Source organism: Streptosporangium oxazolinicum (genome assembly GCF_039537505.1).
GTDB lineage: Bacteria > Actinomycetota > Actinomycetes > Streptosporangiales > Streptosporangiaceae > Streptosporangium > Streptosporangium oxazolinicum.
Window position 1 is genome coordinate 424692 of record NZ_BAABAQ010000006.1, and the last position, 16327, is coordinate 441018.

The 16327-nt window shown below is 72.6% G+C and carries 13 protein-coding genes; 9 read left to right on the top strand and 4 right to left on the bottom strand.

The genetic code is table 11. The features are described from left to right. Positions 1–106: 106 nt before the first annotated feature. The 3 genes from ABD817_RS19365 to ABD817_RS19375 all read right to left on the bottom strand — a co-directional run bounded on the left by ABD817_RS19365 (position 107) and on the right by ABD817_RS19375 (position 5564). Positions 107–1387: an ROK family protein gene (locus ABD817_RS19365; RefSeq protein WP_344919377.1), complete on the bottom strand. Its 1281-nt coding sequence runs from the start codon at positions 1385–1387 to the stop codon at positions 107–109. Between the two features lie 420 nt (positions 1388–1807). Continuing rightward, positions 1808–4231 carry an alpha/beta hydrolase gene (locus tag ABD817_RS19370; RefSeq protein ID WP_344919378.1) on the bottom strand — a complete coding sequence of 808 codons (2424 nt, stop codon included), beginning with the start codon at positions 4229–4231 and terminating at the stop codon, positions 1808–1810. A gap of 334 nt (positions 4232–4565) precedes the next feature. Then, on the bottom strand, positions 4566–5564 hold the full coding sequence (locus ABD817_RS19375; RefSeq protein WP_344919379.1) for a helix-turn-helix transcriptional regulator: 999 nt from the start codon (positions 5562–5564) through the stop codon (positions 4566–4568). Positions 5565–5732: 168 nt separating this feature from the next. Here ABD817_RS19375 and ABD817_RS19380 point away from each other — a divergent pair, with 168 nt between their 5' ends. The 9 genes from ABD817_RS19380 (at position 5733) to ABD817_RS19420 (ending at position 14777) form a co-directional block, all read left to right on the top strand. After that, complete coding sequence (locus tag ABD817_RS19380; protein ID WP_344919380.1) at positions 5733–6194, top strand: VOC family protein; 462 nt, start codon at positions 5733–5735, stop codon at positions 6192–6194. Between the two features lie 72 nt (positions 6195–6266). Beyond that, complete coding sequence (locus ABD817_RS19385; RefSeq protein ID WP_344919381.1) at positions 6267–7304, top strand: aldo/keto reductase; 1038 nt, start codon at positions 6267–6269, stop codon at positions 7302–7304. A gap of 227 nt (positions 7305–7531) precedes the next feature. Then, the gene (gene mdcA, locus ABD817_RS19390) at positions 7532–9193 is read left to right on the top strand and encodes a malonate decarboxylase subunit alpha (protein WP_344919382.1); all 1662 of its coding nucleotides are present in this window, start codon (positions 7532–7534) and stop codon (positions 9191–9193) included. Between the two features lie 7 nt (positions 9194–9200). After that, positions 9201–10181 (top strand): triphosphoribosyl-dephospho-CoA synthase, encoded by a 981-nt coding sequence (locus tag ABD817_RS19395; protein WP_344919385.1) that lies wholly within the window; start codon positions 9201–9203, stop codon positions 10179–10181. Beyond that, positions 10169–10462, top strand: a complete 294-nt coding sequence (locus ABD817_RS19400) for a malonate decarboxylase subunit delta (protein WP_344919386.1) — start codon at positions 10169–10171, stop codon at positions 10460–10462. Before ABD817_RS19395 ends, ABD817_RS19400 begins: the two co-directional genes overlap by 13 nt. Further along, positions 10459–12279 (top strand): biotin-independent malonate decarboxylase subunit beta, encoded by a 1821-nt coding sequence (locus ABD817_RS19405; RefSeq protein ID WP_344919387.1) that lies wholly within the window; start codon positions 10459–10461, stop codon positions 12277–12279. Before ABD817_RS19400 ends, ABD817_RS19405 begins: the two co-directional genes overlap by 4 nt. After that, complete coding sequence (locus tag ABD817_RS19410) at positions 12276–12884, top strand: malonate decarboxylase holo-ACP synthase (RefSeq protein WP_344919388.1); 609 nt, start codon at positions 12276–12278, stop codon at positions 12882–12884. The genes ABD817_RS19405 and ABD817_RS19410 overlap by 4 nt, the downstream gene beginning before the upstream one ends. Further along, positions 12869–13807, top strand: coding sequence for an acyltransferase domain-containing protein (locus ABD817_RS19415; protein WP_344919389.1), 939 nt, complete (start codon positions 12869–12871; stop codon positions 13805–13807). Before ABD817_RS19410 ends, ABD817_RS19415 begins: the two co-directional genes overlap by 16 nt. A 79-nt stretch (positions 13808–13886) precedes the next feature. Then, a complete protein-coding gene (locus ABD817_RS19420) occupies positions 13887–14777 on the top strand; it encodes an alpha/beta hydrolase (RefSeq protein WP_344919390.1) in 891 nt (296 codons plus the stop codon). A 309-nt stretch (positions 14778–15086) separates the two neighbouring features. On the opposite strand, the gene ABD817_RS19425 is transcribed toward ABD817_RS19420, so the two are convergent. Further along, positions 15087–16112 (bottom strand): carbohydrate kinase family protein, encoded by a 1026-nt coding sequence (locus ABD817_RS19425; RefSeq protein ID WP_344919391.1) that lies wholly within the window; start codon positions 16110–16112, stop codon positions 15087–15089. Positions 16113–16327 lie beyond the last annotated feature (215 nt).

Consider the following 16327-nt stretch of genomic DNA (forward strand, 5'->3'; position numbering starts at 1 on the left):
TGACTGGGGGGTGTCAGGCAAAGCGCGCGCCGCCGCACTGGTGCCACTTGTTACATGAGGTTGGGTACTGCGACTGGAGGGTGCCGCCTCCAGGCTCGGGGGCCTGTCAGATAGCTGACAGGCGGGGTAATGAATCCATGATCATGGTCGGGTGGTCGATGAGCCGGTTGACCACCATGCTCGCGGCGCCCCGTGAGGCGGCGCCGAAACCGAGGTTGGAGGCGACGAACCGGCACTGGCTGGCGGAGCGGGCCACGACCAGGCGTTCCAGCTCCGCCTGAGCGTGGGGCAGCAGCCATTCGGCGAGTGTGGCGAAGTAACCGCCGACGACGATCACCCGCGGGTTGAACAGGTTGGCCAGGATCGAGCCGCCGAGCCCGAGCCACCGCCCCACCTGCGCGACCGCGTTCATCATCTGACGGTCACCCTCGGCCAATCCTCTGGCGATCTCCGTCGCGCGCTCCTCGGGGTCGGATACCGGCAGGTCGGCCGGCTGGTACGCCTGATCGGGCATGGCCAGCCGCACCAGCGCGGCCAGTCCCACCTTGGTCTCCCAGCAGCCGTGCCGCCCGCAGCCGCAGCGGGCGCCGGCCGGGTCGACCGGCAGGTGCCCGACCTCGCCGGAGAAGCCGTCCGCGCCGCGGAGCAGCCTGCCGTCGACGAAGATGCCGCCGCCCACGCCGACCTCGCCGGTCAGGTAGACGAGGTGGGGGGTGCCAGCCGCGACGCCGGAGGTGTGCTCGGCCACGGCCGCGAGGTTGGCGTCGTTGTCCACCGACACTGGAACGCTCCACGGGCCGAGCGCCGCCGACAGCCGCTCCGCCAGCGGCAGGTCGCGCCAGCCCAGGTTGGGCGCGAACGTGACGACGCCACGCGCCACGTCGACCAGACCGGGGAGTGCCACCCCGACACCGGCCGGGACGGCCTCGGCCCGCTCCATCGTCTCGACGGCCTCCAGGGCCATCTGGCTGAGCACGCGCAGTGCGCGGTCCGGGCCACCGGCTATCGTGTCGAAGCCGACCCGGCGCTCCACCAGGACCCGGCCGCTGAGGTCGGACCCGTGGACCGAGATGTAGTCAACGTTGATCTCCAGACCCAGCGCGCCGACATGGGCGCCGTGCAGGGCCAGGGGGCGCCGGGGGCGACCGATCGCGCCGACGTGCTCCGTGTCGACCTCCCGGACGAGTCGCCGGTCGAGCAGCTCGGACACCAGGTTGGAGACCGTGGCCCGGTGCAGGCCGGTCACCTCCGCGATGTCGGCGCGAGACTGGGAGGCGTGGTCGCGCAGGTGGCGCAGGACCAGCGAGAGGTTCGTCTGGCGCACCATGGGAGAGCTGGTCGGCAAGGCGGTGCCGGCCGCGTACGCGGTGTTGTATTCCTGGGTCACGCGAGCCACCGCCTTTCGTTTGTCTCGGCAATCAACTAATGAGGTTTGTAACATGCACGTGTCCGGTGTGCACCTTGTTGCGAGGTAACGAGTTGACATCTTCGAATATGCGCAGGTAGAAGGCGCGTGCCTTCTGTCATTGGAACGTTACATTCGCACTTTTCATCTTTTCCGAGCCGGAGACCCTTCCGCGGCGCCGCCGAGAGCGCTACGTCGGCGCACAAGACGGCCGAGCCGACAGGAGCGTGTCGACCGCACGGGTTCCGGCGCCTCGCCGAGGAGCCGGCAAAGCGACGAGCCGATGGAATCCATCGGCTCGTCGTCGAAGGGAGCGGCTTCCGTGTTCACCGCCGGACGGGGCTCGGGCCACCGGCGGATCCCACGGCGGCGGGTACGGCCGGTGAGCCGTACCCGCCGAGGTCAGAGCGCGTCGTCGTCGGTGACGACGAGGCGGGCGAAACCACCCCCGATCGTGGCGTTCGTCGGCACGGACGCGACCACCTGGTACGACTGCGCGGCCGTCGCCGGGATGGTGTCGCCCGCGATCGGCACCTGGAAGGTGGCCGACCTCGCCCCGACGGGGATGACGACCTGCTGGGCCAGCGCCGTGATGACCGGTGCGGTGCCGCCGGGGATCGACTGGACGTTGACCGTCACCGGCCTCTTGCTCCGCCCCGACAGCGTCAGCGTCATGGTGGCGGTGCCGGGGCCGTCACCCTCGGGGACGGTGAGCCCCTGGAGCGAGACCTGCGGCAGCTCGTCCAGTTCGGCCTTGCCCACGCGGACATCGGAGAACGCGAGGTCGCCCAGGTACACGCCGCCGGTCGGGCTCGCGCCGGTGACACGGACCTCCCGCACGTCACGCAGGTCCACCTCGTCGAGGGACGACATCGGGACGCGTACCGTCCGCAGCCACGTCTTGGGGAGCGGCGAGGTCGTGCCGGGGAACGGCGTGAGGGCGTCGCTCACGTTGGAGACCGGCACGGTGCCGGTCGTGCCGCGACCGTCGACGACGGTGACCGCCAGGTCGACGTTCCCCGTCGCGTTCTCGTCGAGGGCGGCGCGGAAGGTCAGCGCGTCGTAGCCGTTGACGTTCCGCGACCCCTCGGGCAGCGGGACGCTCACCGCACCGGTGGTGTCGGTCCAGGCGAACCGCAGGACCGGCGTGGCGGTGACGTTCCCGGCGTACGTCGCGGGTGTCCAGGACGGCGCCTGCGAGGTGGTCAGCCGGGTGGCGCAGGTGGGCACGCCGCTCTGCGGCGAGCGGTCCAGCATGCCGGCGCAGATCACGCCGGTCGCCGCCCCGGAGACCGTGAAGGGCGACGACGGGGAGGTGAAGGGAGCCACGTCGAGGCGCTTGTCGGCCTCGGCCTGCGCGACCGTGTGGACGACCGCGCGCCCGGCGGACGCCGGAACGGCGCCGCTGCCGTCGAACAGCGGGAGCAGTTCGTGCTCCCCGCCCTGGACGAGACGGAAGAACCCGGCGATGTACGCCGTGCCCACCGCGTACTGCTCGGCCGGGGTCAACCGGCCGGGGGCGGCGGTGCTGCCGCACACCGGGTCGTTCCGGTTGCTCCAGTCGTCGGACGCCGGTGCGACGGCCACGCCCGGTGTCCACTCGGTGTTGAAGAAGTTGTGGTTCGTTCCCATGATCATGAGCGAGGAGCGGGACGCCTCGTCCTTCTCGAAGGCGTACAGGGAGTCGTCGTAGAAGTGCTGGCCCTGCTGGTTGGAGACGTCTCCGTCGCAGTACGGCAGGAAGACGGACATCGGGATGTTGGGCAGGGTCGCGCGGGCGAAGTCGGTGGGCGCGAGCGGGAGGACCGCCCTGATCCCGTACGGCGTGGGACGCCCGGCGTTGAGCAGCGCCGCCTTGACGACACCCTCACCCCCGCGTGAGTGCCCCATCAGGCCGATGTCGCCCATGTCGAGACGGTCCTCGAAGAGCTCGACGAGCCTGCCGTCGCCCGTCCCCTTCGTCGCGTCGGCGAGCAGGTCGAGGTGGCGCATGACGACCTCGCCGCGCGCGAGCGCGCCCCGGTCCTCGCTGAACGGGTTGTCGGCGGCGTTGACACCGTTGGCGCTGACCGACACGACGGCGTACCCGTGGCTGGCGAGCACGTCGGCGGGGCCGTCGTACCCGGTGAAGCTGAGGATCGGCTGCTGTCCGGCCGGGCACGGCCAGGTGCTGTTCGACGTCTGGCGCGTGACGGGGTTGTAGCACGCCGAGTGGCGGCCGTGCTGGAAGACGACCAGGGGAAGCCTGCCGGTGGCCTCCTTCGGCAGGTACACCTTCGCGCGGATCTCGGCCTGCCTGCCGCCGAGGCCCGCCAGGGTGATGGCGGTGTCGCCGAGGTCGTACTCGTCGTGGACGACGGTGTAGCGCCCGGGGGTCGCCGGGTCGATCGGGAGAGGAGGTGGGCTCGGCCGCTTCTGCTGGTTCTGCTGGTGAGGCGCCGGTTTGGGGGCGATCCTCGCGGTGGGGGCGGCCTCCGAGGGGACCTCCCCGTTCCAGGCCACGTCGACGGACGCCGCCGAGGCGGCCTTGGGGTCGGACGTGGTGATCGTCAGGGTCGTGCCGTCCGGCGACTCTACGGCGGGGCCGAGCGAGGTGCCGTCGACGGCGAGTTCCGGGATGGCGTCCCGCACCGGGAGCGGCTCGGCGAGCCGGAGGGTGATCTTGTAGCCACTCTCCACGGTCTCGACCGACCAGGCGCCGTCCTCGCCGGTTCCGGATACGGGTGGGTCGGCATGGGCGGGTCCGGCGAGGAGCATCGTGGAGGCGAGTACGGCGGTCACGGCTCCGGCGAGCGTCCGTATCCTGGCCTGCGCGTGCAAGCGCATGTTTTTCCCTTCGAGCGCAATGCCCCAGCGGTGCTTACGTCCGCTATTGGTGGGGTTTTTGCATGTACGACCTGAATCAGATCGCGCATGATCGCCTGCGAGGGTTACGAGGTTTTTGCGAGTCTGTAAATGACATTTAGTGATGACCGCTGGCAAACCGTCCGCCGGGGCTGCGGTGTCCACGGCCCCGGGCGCGGCTTCGCGCGGCCCCTGCTCGTCAACGGGGTGGGGGGAGCGGCTGCGGCGGCGGGGGTCTCGATGTCATGGCCGAGGAACTCGGCGACGGTGACGACGTCCTCGCCTCACGCGGCCGTGGCCTCGGTGGTACCGGCACTCAGGATGTCGGCGACGTGATGCCGTGGCCTGCCGCGGTCCTGGTGAATCGGCGGGCGAGGTGTGCGAAGGCGTCGGTGAGCTCGCCGGGGCCGACGACGTCGATGTCGGCGTCGTAGCGGGCGACGGCGGCGGCGAGGCCGGTCCAGGACCAGGATCCGAGGGTGAGCCGGCAGCGGTGGGGGCCGATCTCCTCGACGAGTCCGTCGCGGGTGTAGAGGGCCACGGTGGCGGCGGGCAGGTCGAGGATCACCGTGCCCTGGCAGGGCCAGTCGCCCGGGGCGTCGCCGGAGCCGCCGCGGAACGTGCCGGTGACGAAGGTGGCGACGTCTCCTCCGGGCAGGACGCGGGGGGTGAACCGGGGCCCGTTGGGGGTGCGCGGGGTGATCCGGTCGGCGCGGAAGGTGCGCCAGTCGTCGCGGTCGAGGTCCCAGGCGATGAGGTACCAGCGTCCGTCCCAGGTGACGACATGGTGGGGTTCGACGCGGCGCGGGGGTTTGTCGGTGGCCTCGCCGCCGTAGTCGAAGCGCAGGATCTCGCGGGCGTGGACGGCGGCGCTGATGCTCAGGAGCGCGTCGCCGTCGACCGGGGCGGCCGGCCGGGTGACGGGTCGTTCGACGGCGGTGACACGCAGCGCGTCGATGCGGTGCCGGAGCCGGGAGGGCATGACCTGCCGGATGGTGTTCAGCGCCCGTTCGGCGGGTTCGGCGAGGCCGTTGCCGGGGGTGGTGGCGACGATCCGCAGGGCGACGGTGAGGGCGACGGCCTGTTCGTCGTCGAACAGCAGCGGGGGTAGTTCGGTGCCGGCGCCGAGCCGGTAGCCGCCGTCAGGGCCTTTGACGGCGGCGATGGGGTAGCCGAGCTCGCGGAGCCGCTCGACGTCGCGGCGCACGGTGCGCAGGCTGATGCCCAGGCGATCGGCCAGCACCGTGCCGGACCAGTCCCGGCGGGTCTGCAGCAGGGACAGCAGGGCCAGCAGCCGGGCGGAGGTTTTCGGCATGAACCTGATTCTGCCCGCAGTAGGTGCCACATCCTGTCACCTATCCCTGCGAATCTTCGTATCGAGGCGGCCGGTCACCCGGTTCGGCCGTCCGAAGCTCTCTCAAACGCGCCTTATCACCCCTTACCAGGCCCGTCGCGCCTGGAAGATCAACAAGGAGTCACCGGCATGGCCATCTCCACCACCACCCACCTGAACTTCCACGGCGACGCCCGCGCGGCGCTGGAGTTCTACCAGACCGTGTTCGGCGGCCACCTCACCACCGTCACCTACGGCGACTTCGGCATGCCGAAGGACCTGCCCGACGCCGACAAGATCGTCTTCGGCCAGGTCGCGGCCGACAACGGCTTCGGCGTCATGGCCTACGACGTGCCCGGCCGGGCACCGGCCGCCGCCGCGCCCGCCACCACCACCCGCGAGCACGGCATGACACTGACCGGCGAGCGGTTCTTCGTGTCCGTCCGTGGCGAAACCGCCGAGGAAGTCGGCGCGCTGTGGGAGAAGCTCGCCGACGGCGCCGACCTCATCGAGGAATACGGCCCCTCGCGGTGGGCCCCGGGCTTCGGGATGCTGACCGACCGCTTCGGCGTCACCTGGATCCTCGACGTCGCCGCCCCGTACGCCGACTGATCACCACCGCACTCATCCGGTCCGAAACGGCCTTCCCCGGCCGTCTCGGACCGCCTTTGGAAGGAACAGATCATGCGCACCCGCCCCCTCGGCCGTACCGGCATCCAGGTCAGCCCCTACTGCCTGGGCACCATGATGTTCGGCCCGTTCGGCAACCCCGACCCCGACGACTGCGTCAGGATCGTCCATCGGGCCCTTGAGGCCGGTATCAATTTCATCGACACCGCCGACGTCTACGGCGGTGACGGCGAGACCGAACGGATCGTGGGCAGGGCGCTGCGCGGCCGACGCGACGACGTGGTGCTCGCCACCAAGTTCAACGGCCCCATGGGCACCGATCCCAACCGGCGCGGCAACTCCCGCCGCTGGATCGTCACCGCGGTCGAGAACTCGCTGCGGCGTCTCGGCGTCGACCACATCGACCTCTACCAGGTCCATCACCCCGAGCCCGGCACCGACATCGAGGAAACCCTCGCCGCCCTGACCGACCTCATGCGGGCGGGTAAGGTACGTGCGATCGGCCACTCCAGCCTGCCGGCCGCGGAGATCGTCGAGGCCCAGTGGGTTTGCGAACGGCGCGGGCTGGCCCGCTTCCGCACCGAACAGCCGCCGTACTCGATCCTGAACCGCGGTATCGAGCGCGACGTCCTGCCGGTGTGCGAGCGTTACGGGCTGGGCACGCTGGTCTGGAGCCCGCTGGCCTCGGGCCTGCTCACCGGCCGCTACCGCGAGGGCGTCGACGAACAGGTCTCCAGCGCCCGCATGCACTGGGTGCCGAAACACATGACCGACAAGCGCAACCACGACGCCGTCGAAGGACTCGTCCCGATCGCCGAGCGGGCCGGTCTGTCGCTCACCCATCTGGCCCTCGCCTTCGTTATCAGCCATCCCGCGGTCACCTCGGCGATCATCGGCCCCCGCACCATGGCGCAGCTCGACGACCTGCTCGCCGGTGCCGGCACCACCCTCGACGACGACACCCTCGACCAGATCGACAAGGTGGTCCCGCCCGGGGTGAACCCGGGCACGCTCGACATCGCCTACGTACCACCCGCACTCGCGCGAGCCGACCTGCGCCGCCGCCGCACCGGCGACCGCGCCGCCGCCTGACGTACCTGTCCGCGCACCACACCGCTCAACCGCGGGCGACACGGGGCGCCTCGTTTTTCGTGAGGCTTCCCCGCGCGAGGCGGACGCCGCGTTTCCCTCCCCGCAGCGGGGAGAATATCGGGGTGATATCAGCACTTGATCGCCTTTCGTGACGTTTTAACCTAATTTGAGTTAATTCTTCTATTTCGCGAGGTATCAGCCCCAGAAGCCTTAATTGGGGGCAGGCGATGGCACTCGCGAAGGTGGTCACCCGGGACTGGGCCCGGCGGCGGACCGCGAAACGGGAACGGTTGGAGGCGGTCCGCTCCTTCACCTCGGGCACCTCGGGCCGGGTGCTGGACGCCGGGCGGACGGGCGACGCCCTGCAGGCGCTGCTGCGTCCGGGCGACCGGGTGGCGCTGGAGGGCGACAACCAGAAACAGGCGGACTTCCTCGCCGAGGCGCTGGCCGACTGTGATCCGGACGTGGTTCACGACCTCCACATGCTGATCTCCTCGATCAGCCTGCGTGAACATCTGGACGTCTTCGAGCGCGGGGTGGCCCACCGCCTCGACTTCTCCTACGCCGGCCCGCAGAGCGTGCGCATGGCGCAGTTGCTCGCCGACGGCAAGGTCGAGGTCGGGGCGATCCACACCTATGTCGAGCTGTACGCGCGGATGTTCGTCGACCTCACCCCGGACGTCGCGCTGCTCTGCGCCGAGCAGGCCGACCGCGAGGGAAACCTGTACACCGGCCCCGACACCGAGGACACCCCGACCATCGCCGAGGCGACGGCGTTCCACGACGGGGTGGTCCTGGTCCAGGTCAACGAGCTGGTGGACGAGGTCACCCGGGTGGACATCCCCGGCGACTGGGTGGACCTGGTGGTGCGGAGCCCGCGGCCGTTCGCGCTGGAGCCGCTGTTCACCCGGGATCCCCGCCAGATCGGCCCGGTGGAGGTCCTGATGGCCATGCTGGCGCTGCGCGGGATCTACGAGCGGCACGGCGTGACCACGCTGAACCACGGGATCGGCTTCGACACCGCGGCGATCGAGCTCATCCTGCCCACGTACGGCGAGGAGCTGGGCCTGCGCGGGAAGATCTGCAAGCACTGGACGCTCAACCCGCACCCGACGCTCATTCCCGCCATCGAGAGCGGCTGGGTCGAGTCGGTGCACTGCTTCGGCGGGGAACCCGGCACCGAGCGCTACGTCGCCGCCCGCCCGGACGTGTTCTTCACCGGCAGGGACGGATCGCTGCGGTCGAACCGGGTGCTGTGCCAGCTCGCGGGCCAGTACGCCGTGGACATGTTCATCGGGTCGTCGCTGCAGATCGACGCCTGTGCCAACTCCTCGACGGTCACCGAGAGCCGGCTGACCGGTTTCGGCGGAGCTCCCAACATGGGGCACGATCCGCACGGCCGCAGGCACGCCTCCCCCGCCTGGCTGAGCCTGCTGACCGGCGAGGCCTCCGCGCCCCGGGGACGCAAGCTCGTCGTGCAGATCACCCAGACCTTCCGCTCCGGCGGCGTCCCGGCGTTCGTGGAGTCGCTGGACGCCGTCCAGGTGGGCAAGGACGCCGGGATGCCCATCCCGCCGATCATGATCTACGGCGACGACGTCAGCCACGTGGTGACCGAGGAGGGGGTGGCCTACCTCTACAAGGCCGCCGGCCTGGCCGAGCGGCGCGAGGCGGTGGCCGCGATCGCGGGCGCCACCCCGGTCGGCCGCGACATCGACGAGCGACGCGTGCAGGAGCTGCGCCGCGACGGTCTGGTGGCGCTGCCCGAAGACCTCAAGGTCGACGTCCGCAAGGCGGACCGCTCCCTGCTGGCGGCCCGCAGCATCGAGGATCTCGTCGCCTGGTCCGGTGGCCTGTATGATCCGCCCGCCCGGTTCCGGACCTGGTGACCGGCCGATGACCGTCATCGGTGGCGCGCCCGCGGCGAGGGCGACCGGAACGACCGGAACGACCCGGACGACGGGGACGACCGGGACGCCCCGGACCGAGGGAACGACCGGGGCGCCGGGACCGTCCGCGGCCCTGCTCGCCGGCCTGGCCGTCCGGGCGCTCGGCCAGGAGGCGCGGCTGAGCCCCAAGCCCGGCCTGGCCGACCGCCGTGGCCGCGGCGCGCACGACGACATGGACCTGCCGCTGCTCCTGGCCTCCGCCCGGGCGCTGCGTCCCACGTTCCGCTCCATCGCGGAGACGGCGGAGCGGACGGCCGCCGGGATCGGGCTCCGGGAGGAGCTGGGCCGGCTCGGCCGCGCGGGCGAGGCGGCCATGCTGCGGGTCACACGAGGGGTGAACACCCATCGCGGGGCGCTGTGGGCCCTCGGGCTGCTGGTCGCCGGCGCCGTCGGCGCCACCGGCGAGCGGGAGGCCGTCGGCCGGGCGGCCCGGCTGGCCGCCCTTCCCGACCGGCACCTCCCGGCGGGAGCGCCCTCCCACGGCGAGCGGGCCCGGCGGCGACACGGGGTGCGCGGTGCCCGCGGCGAGGCCGAGGCCGCCTTCCCCCACGTCGTCGAGGTCGCCCTGCCGCGGCTGCGCCGGGCCAGGGCGGCCGGGCTGGCCGAGGAGGTGGCCCGGCTGGACGCGTTGCTGGCGGTGATGAGCCTCCTGGACGACACCTGCGTCCTGCACCGCGGCGGCCCCGAGGGCCTGCGCGTCGTACGGTCCGGTGCCGAACGCGTCCTGGCAGAGGGAGGCGCGGGTACGGCCCACGGCCACGCCGCCCTCGTCGAGCTGGACGAGCGGTGCGTCGCACGGCGGCTGTCGCCGGGCGGGAGCGCCGACCTGCTGGCCGCCGCGCTCTTCCTCGACATGGTGCCGTGGCCGGGGCACGCCGTCCGAGGTACAAGCGTCGCCGAACGGAAGGTACTCACGTGCAAACGCTGAACTACGAGTTTCCCGCCGACCGGCCACCCGCCCGCCGGGCGCACGTCGGGGTGGTCGGGTCGGGGGATCTGGAGGTCCTGATGACCCCGGGGCCGGCCACCGCCGCCCGGGTGCGCGTACGCACCAGCGTCGACGGGTTCGACACGGTGTGGCGAACCGTGCTGGAGCGCTTCTTCGCCCGCCACGGTGTCGCCGGGAGTTTCGAGCTCAACGACTTCGGGGCGACACCCGGCGTGGTCACCCTGCGCCTGCGGCAGGCCGTCGAGGAGGGCAGGACATGACCGCGCAGCACACCCGGACGGACTGGGACGCGCTGCTCGCCCGCACAAGCTTCATCGAACTGGGCGCTCGGGCACGCGCCGGCGCGCTGCTCGACACCGGCACCGCCCGCGAGCTGTGCGGCCCCTTCGACCGGATCGAGTCGCCCTGGCTGGAGCCACAGGGCGTCGTCCCGGAGTCCGACGACGGCGTCGTCGTGGTCAAGGGAAGGCTCGGCGGGCACCCCGCGGTCGTGATCGGCATCGAGCAGGCCTTCCAGGGCGGCGGCATCGGCGAGGTCTCCGGCGCGAAGATCGCCGCCACGCTGTCCCTGGCCGCCGCCGACAACCGCGACGGCACCCCGACGGCCGTGATCCTGCTGCTGGAGACCGGGGGTGTACGCCTGCAGGAGGCCAATCTGGGCCTGGCCACGACCGCGGAGGTGTGCTCCGCCCTGCTGGAGCTGCGCGCCCTCCAGCCCGTCGTCGGCGTCATCGCCGGAGCGCTGGGCTGCTTCGGCGGCATGAGCATCGCCGCCGGGCTGTGCACCTCCCTGATCATGACCAGGGAGGGCCGTCTTGGGCTCGACGGTCCCGAGGTGATCGAGTCCGAGGCAGGCGTCGCCGAGTTCGACGCCTCCGACCACGCGCTGATCTGGTCGATCGACGGCGGCACCCAGCGCACAGGAACCGGGCTGGCCGATGTGCTCGTCCTCGACGACGTCACCGCCGTGCGATCCGCCGTGATCGAGACGGTGGGACGCGGCGTGCCCGGCGAGCATCGCTCTCAGCGAATCGGTGAGCTGCGGGCCCGCTTGCAGGCCGTGGACCCGGCCGATCCGCCGGAACCGGCCGGCCTCGCGACCGTCTGGGCGAAGGCCGTTCCGAAGGACACCGTGCCGCCGCAAGCCGTACCGACGGACGCCGGACCACCGGAAGCCCCGCCGCCGGACGCCGTATCGCCGGACCCCTCGCCGACCGGAAGCCGTCCCTCCGCGGGTCGTGCCGCCGAGGGGAGACGAACGATGAGCCGAGGCCGGAACTGGACGCGGGCGCTCGCCGACGGCGACGTGAGCACCGTGAGTGACGCGGTCCCGTCGGTGATCACGGCGGATGCCACGCTGGGCGACGACACCGCCCGCCTGATCGCCGTCGTGCCGGACCCGCGGAGCCCGTACCACCGCGCCCGCGACGGCGAGGTCGGCCTGCGCGAGGGGCTCTCGCTCGCCGAGGCGGTGACCGGCGTCGTCACCGGGGACGCGCACCTGCCCGACGGCCGCCGCCGCCCGATCGTCGCCGTCGTCGACGTTCCCAGCCAGGCGTACGGGCGCGTCGAGGAGCTGCTCGGCATCCACCACGCCCTGGCCGTCGCGGTGGACGCCTACGTCCGCGCCCGCACCGCCGGTCACCCCGTGATCACGTTCATCGTCGGGACGGCGCTGTCCGGCGGATTCCTGGCGCACGGCGCGCAGGCCAACCAGGTCCTGGCGCTCAACGACCCCGGCGTGGTGATTCACGCCATGCACAAGCAGGCCGCCGCGAAGGTGACCCGCCGGACCGTCGACGAGCTCGACGAGCTGGCACGGCGCGTCCCCCCGCTGTCCTATGACGTCACCGACTGGGCGAAGCTCGGCCTGTGCGACGAGCTCCTGGAGGTCGAGAACGCCGGCGACCCGACCGGCGGGGACGTCGGGAGGGCGAAGGACGCGCTCGCCGCCGCCGTCGAACGGGCCCGCCGGGGCCCTCGCGACCTGGGCAACCGCCTCACCTCGCCCGGCGCCCTGCGGACCCGGGCGGCCTCCCGCCGCGTCCGCGACGCGCTCGCCGCCCAATGGCGATGACCGCGCGCCCGCACGACCTGCTGCGGCTCACCGGCGCCGCAGCGCTCGGCGACGCGCTCCCCGCCTGGGCCGCCACGTCGGTCGCCGCCTGCCCCTGGGGCGTCGTACGGCGGGCACCGCACCCGCCCGGCCTCGTCCCGGTCGGCATCCGCGGGCCCGAGCGGTGGCAGCGCCACGCCGCCCTCGTACCCACCCGCGCGGTCACCCGATCCGTGCCGCCCGAAGCGCTGGGAGACCGGCGGCCCCGCCTCCCGCCGCTCGCCGAGACCCTCTCCGCCGTCGCCCTCCGGCTCGCCACCGAGCTGGACGCCGGCGCCACCTGGGGCCCGGTCGGCGGCGTCGGCTTCGAGCTGGCCACCGGGCAGCCGGCCACCCATCCCGGAAGCGACCTGGACCTGCTGATACGGACACCGCGCAGGCTGGAGCGAACCCGGGCCGCGCGGCTGGTGGCCGCCTTCGCCGCCCTGCCGGGCACGGTCGACTGCCGGCTGGAGACACCCGGCGGCGGGATCAGTCTCATCGAATGGGCCCGCGCCGGCGGCCCCGTCATGATCCGCACCGACCACGGCCCGCACCTGGTGAACGACCCGTGGGCCGCCTCGTGAGCGTCGCGTTCCTCTACCCCGGCCAGGGCACCCAGCGGCCCGGGATGCTCCATGACCTGCCCTGGCACCCGGCCGTCACCGCGACCCGCGCCGAGGCCGAGCGGATCCTGCCCGGCTCGTCCCTGCGGGACACCGCGCGGGCGCTGGAGTCCACCGTCACCACGCAGGTCGCGCTCTGCGTCGCCGGGGTCGCCGCGACCCGCGCCCTCGCCGCCGAGGGCGCCGTTCCCGACGCCGTGGCCGGGCACTCCGCGGGGGCGTTCCCCGCCGCCGTCGCCGCCGGGGCACTGACCTTCGCCGAAGCCCTCACGGCCGTGCGCCGCCGCGGCGAGCTGATGCGCGAGGCCCACCCTCGCGGGTACGGCATGGCGGCCGTACTCGGGCTGACCGTGCCCCAGGTCCGGCGCGTGATCGGGTCGATCAGCACCGACGACGATCCGGCCTACCTGGCCGTCGTCGACACCGACCAGCAGGTCGTGGTCTCCGGCGGCACCCGGGCCCTGGAACGCCTCACCGCGGCGGCCGCCCTGGCCGGCGCCCGTCGCGTACAACGCCTGGACATCGGCGTCCCCTCGCACTGCCCGCTGCTCGGCCACGTCGCCGACGCCATGGCCGACCACCTTGCCGCGATCCCCCGGCGTCCCCTCACCGTCGCCTGTGTCGGCGGCGCGGGGCGCCTGCTGCGCGACTCCGGCGCCGTCCTCGACGACCTCGCCCGTGGCGTCGCCGCCACGGTGAGATGGCGCGACGCCGTCGGCCTGCTCGGCGAGCTCGGCACGACCCTGTTCGTCCAGACACCCCCCGGGCACGTCCTCGCCGGGATCGTCCGGGCCGCCTGCCCCCGCGCCCGTGTCATCACCCTCGCCGACACCGATGTCGCCGACGCGGCGCTGCTCACCCGCCGCGCCGGGGGACGTGGATGAGGCCGCCGACGCGGTACGGAGCCGCCGGGCGGCGCCCACCGGACTCCGAAGATCACCCATCGCATCGAGGGAGAGCGCAATGAGCCCCGTACGCACCCGCCGACGGCTCAAGGTGGTCGTCCCCGTGACGGCACTCGCCGTGATCGCCGCGTCCGTAGTGACATCGCCGGTGACCGGCACCCGGGCGGCCACGACGACACGCGCGGCGGCGGCGCTCGCGGGCGACCCGCTGCCCTGCCGGTCACCGGGCCGCGCCAAGCCCACGGTCGTCCTGGTACACGGCGCCTGGGCCGACGCCTCCAGCTGGAACGGTGAGGTGAGCTCCCTGCAACAGGCGGGTTACGTCGTGCGGGCCCTCGCCAACCCGCTGCGCGGCCTCACCACCGACGCCGCGTCCGTCGCCGACTTCCTGAGAACCGTCTCCGGCCCGATCGTGCTCGTCGGGCACTCCTACGGGGGCTCGGTGATCACGAACGCCGCCGCGGGTGTCCCGAACGTCAAGGCCCTGGTGTACGTCGACGCGGCGGCGCCCGACATCGGGGAGACCACCGGCGGGCTCAGCGGCCGCGACTCCGCCCTTTCCAAGGATCCCGCCTCCCTCTACGACAGGGTGTCCTACCCGGGGGCGTCCCGGGGGGTGAAGGACCTGTACCTCAAGCAGGACACCTTCGTCCGCTCGTTCGCCTCGGACCTGCCCCGGGACACCGCCGTTCGCCTGTGGGCCTCCCAGCGCCCCGCCTCGACCATCGCGTTCTCGACGCCCTCGAAGGCGGCGGCGTGGAAGACCATCCCCTCCTGGTACTTCATCAGCACCGGCGACCGGATCATCACCCCGTCCTCGGAACGGTTCATGGCCCGCCGGGCCCGCTCGAAGGTCACCGAGTTCCCCGGCGGCTCCCACCTGACCCTGGTGTCGAACCCGGACGCGGTGACGGAGGTGATCGGATCCGCGATCTGCTCCGTCCGCTAGGAGCTGTTCGGGGTTCGGATCCGGATGGGGCTCGGTGGCGGGCTGGTCGTGGCTGGTAGAACTCGGATGTGGCGCGCTTTGACGTGACGGATGCCGAGTGGGCGTCGATCGAGCCGTATCTGCCGGTGGCGGGCTACCGGGCCGCCGCCACGGCGGGTGCGTGATCAGTCCAACGGGATCCTGTGACGTTTTCGCACCGGATCCGGCCGGCGTGATGTCCCGGAACGCTACGGGCCGTGGTCCACGCCCTACTCCCGGTTCAACGGCTGGGCCGAACCTCAACCACATGATCCGGACTCTGAACGGCTCCTAGCGCGCCCACGGGGGGTTGGCCCCGGCCACCGAGCAGGTGAGCGAGGCGACCCGGGCGGCGAAGGTCGCGGCGTCCACCGCGAGGTCGAGGTCGAGCCGGTCGAGCCGCCCGCCAAGCAGGCCGGAGGCGCGCAGCCGGTGCAGGAGCCCGGCGGTGAAGGAGTCACCGGCGCCGACGGTGTCGACGACCTCCGTGGGCGGTGTGGGGACCGTGGCGCGCTCGCCGCCGACGGAGACGAGCGCCCCCAGCGGGCCGAGAGTCACCACGACCAGGCGCACCCCGGCCTCGTGCCAGCTGTCGCAGACCCCCTCGACCGGCTCGCCGGGGTGGATGTGCTCCAGGTCGTCGTCACTCAGCTTGATCATGTCGGCCAGCGCGCACCACCGGGGCATCCGCTCCCGGTAGACGGCCGGATCGACGAGCGCGGCCCGCACGTTGGGGTCGACCGAGATCGTGGCGCGGGTCGCGGTCGCCGCCAGCGCCTCCTCGACGACCTCCGCGCCCGGCGCGCGGACCAGGGCCAGCGAGCCGGTGTGCAGGCACGAGACGTCACCGATCCGCTCGGCGGTCAGCTCCGCCGCGCTCCACGCCCAGTCGGCGGCGCCGTCGGCGTGGAAGGAGTAGCGGGCCCGCCCCGACGCGTCCAGGGTCGCCACCGCCAGGGTGCTCGGCTCGGCGGCGTCGACGCAGCCGGTCAGGTCGACCCCGGAGGCGCCGAGGTGCGCGCGGAACAGGGCGCCGAAGGAGTCGCCCGACAGCCGTCCCAGGAAGCGGGTGGCGGTGCCGAGGCGGGCCAGGGCCACCGCGGTGTTCGCGGGGCCGCCGCCGGGCAGGACGCGCAGGACGAGTTCGTCCCGCGCGCCGCCCGGGACGAGGGCGGCACCCGCGCCGGAGCCGTCCGCCGGGGAGTCGGCTGTGGGGGAGTCGTCCAGCGTCGAGGCGACGTCCGTGGTGAGGGCGCCGCTCGTGGTGAAGGCGTCGGCGACGCACTCGCCGAGTACGGCGACCTGGGTGGAGGGCATGATCCCCGCCTTTCCGGGAGGTGTCTCCTCGAAGGCATCTTCCTGGAAACGGTTCCCCGGAGGCAGCCTCTTGGCGGCATCTCCTGGGAGACGGCTTCTCAGAGACGGCTTCTCAGAGACGAGGCGGCAGGTGCTCCGGCGACATCGCCGGTAGCGGTCCCACCCATGTGAACCACGAGTGGGCCGTGCGCGAGCGGTGAACGAGCCGCGCGTCC

Coding starts and splice junctions, on each gene's coding strand:
- ABD817_RS19370 (WP_344919378.1), bottom strand. CDS start 4,231: ATGCGCTTGCACGCGCAGGCCAGGATACGGACGCTCGCCGGAGCCGTG.
- ABD817_RS19375 (WP_344919379.1), bottom strand. CDS start 5,564: ATGCCGAAAACCTCCGCCCGGCTGCTGGCCCTGCTGTCCCTGCTGCAG.
- ABD817_RS19380 (WP_344919380.1), top strand. CDS start 5,733: ATGGCCATCTCCACCACCACCCACCTGAACTTCCACGGCGACGCCCGC.
- ABD817_RS19385 (WP_344919381.1), top strand. CDS start 6,267: ATGCGCACCCGCCCCCTCGGCCGTACCGGCATCCAGGTCAGCCCCTAC.
- mdcA (WP_344919382.1), top strand. CDS start 7,532: ATGGCACTCGCGAAGGTGGTCACCCGGGACTGGGCCCGGCGGCGGACC.
- ABD817_RS19395 (WP_344919385.1), top strand. CDS start 9,201: ATGACCGTCATCGGTGGCGCGCCCGCGGCGAGGGCGACCGGAACGACC.
- ABD817_RS19405 (WP_344919387.1), top strand. CDS start 10,459: ATGACCGCGCAGCACACCCGGACGGACTGGGACGCGCTGCTCGCCCGC.
- ABD817_RS19410 (WP_344919388.1), top strand. CDS start 12,276: ATGACCGCGCGCCCGCACGACCTGCTGCGGCTCACCGGCGCCGCAGCG.
- ABD817_RS19420 (WP_344919390.1), top strand. CDS start 13,887: ATGAGCCCCGTACGCACCCGCCGACGGCTCAAGGTGGTCGTCCCCGTG.
- ABD817_RS19425 (WP_344919391.1), bottom strand. CDS start 16,112: ATGCCCTCCACCCAGGTCGCCGTACTCGGCGAGTGCGTCGCCGACGCC.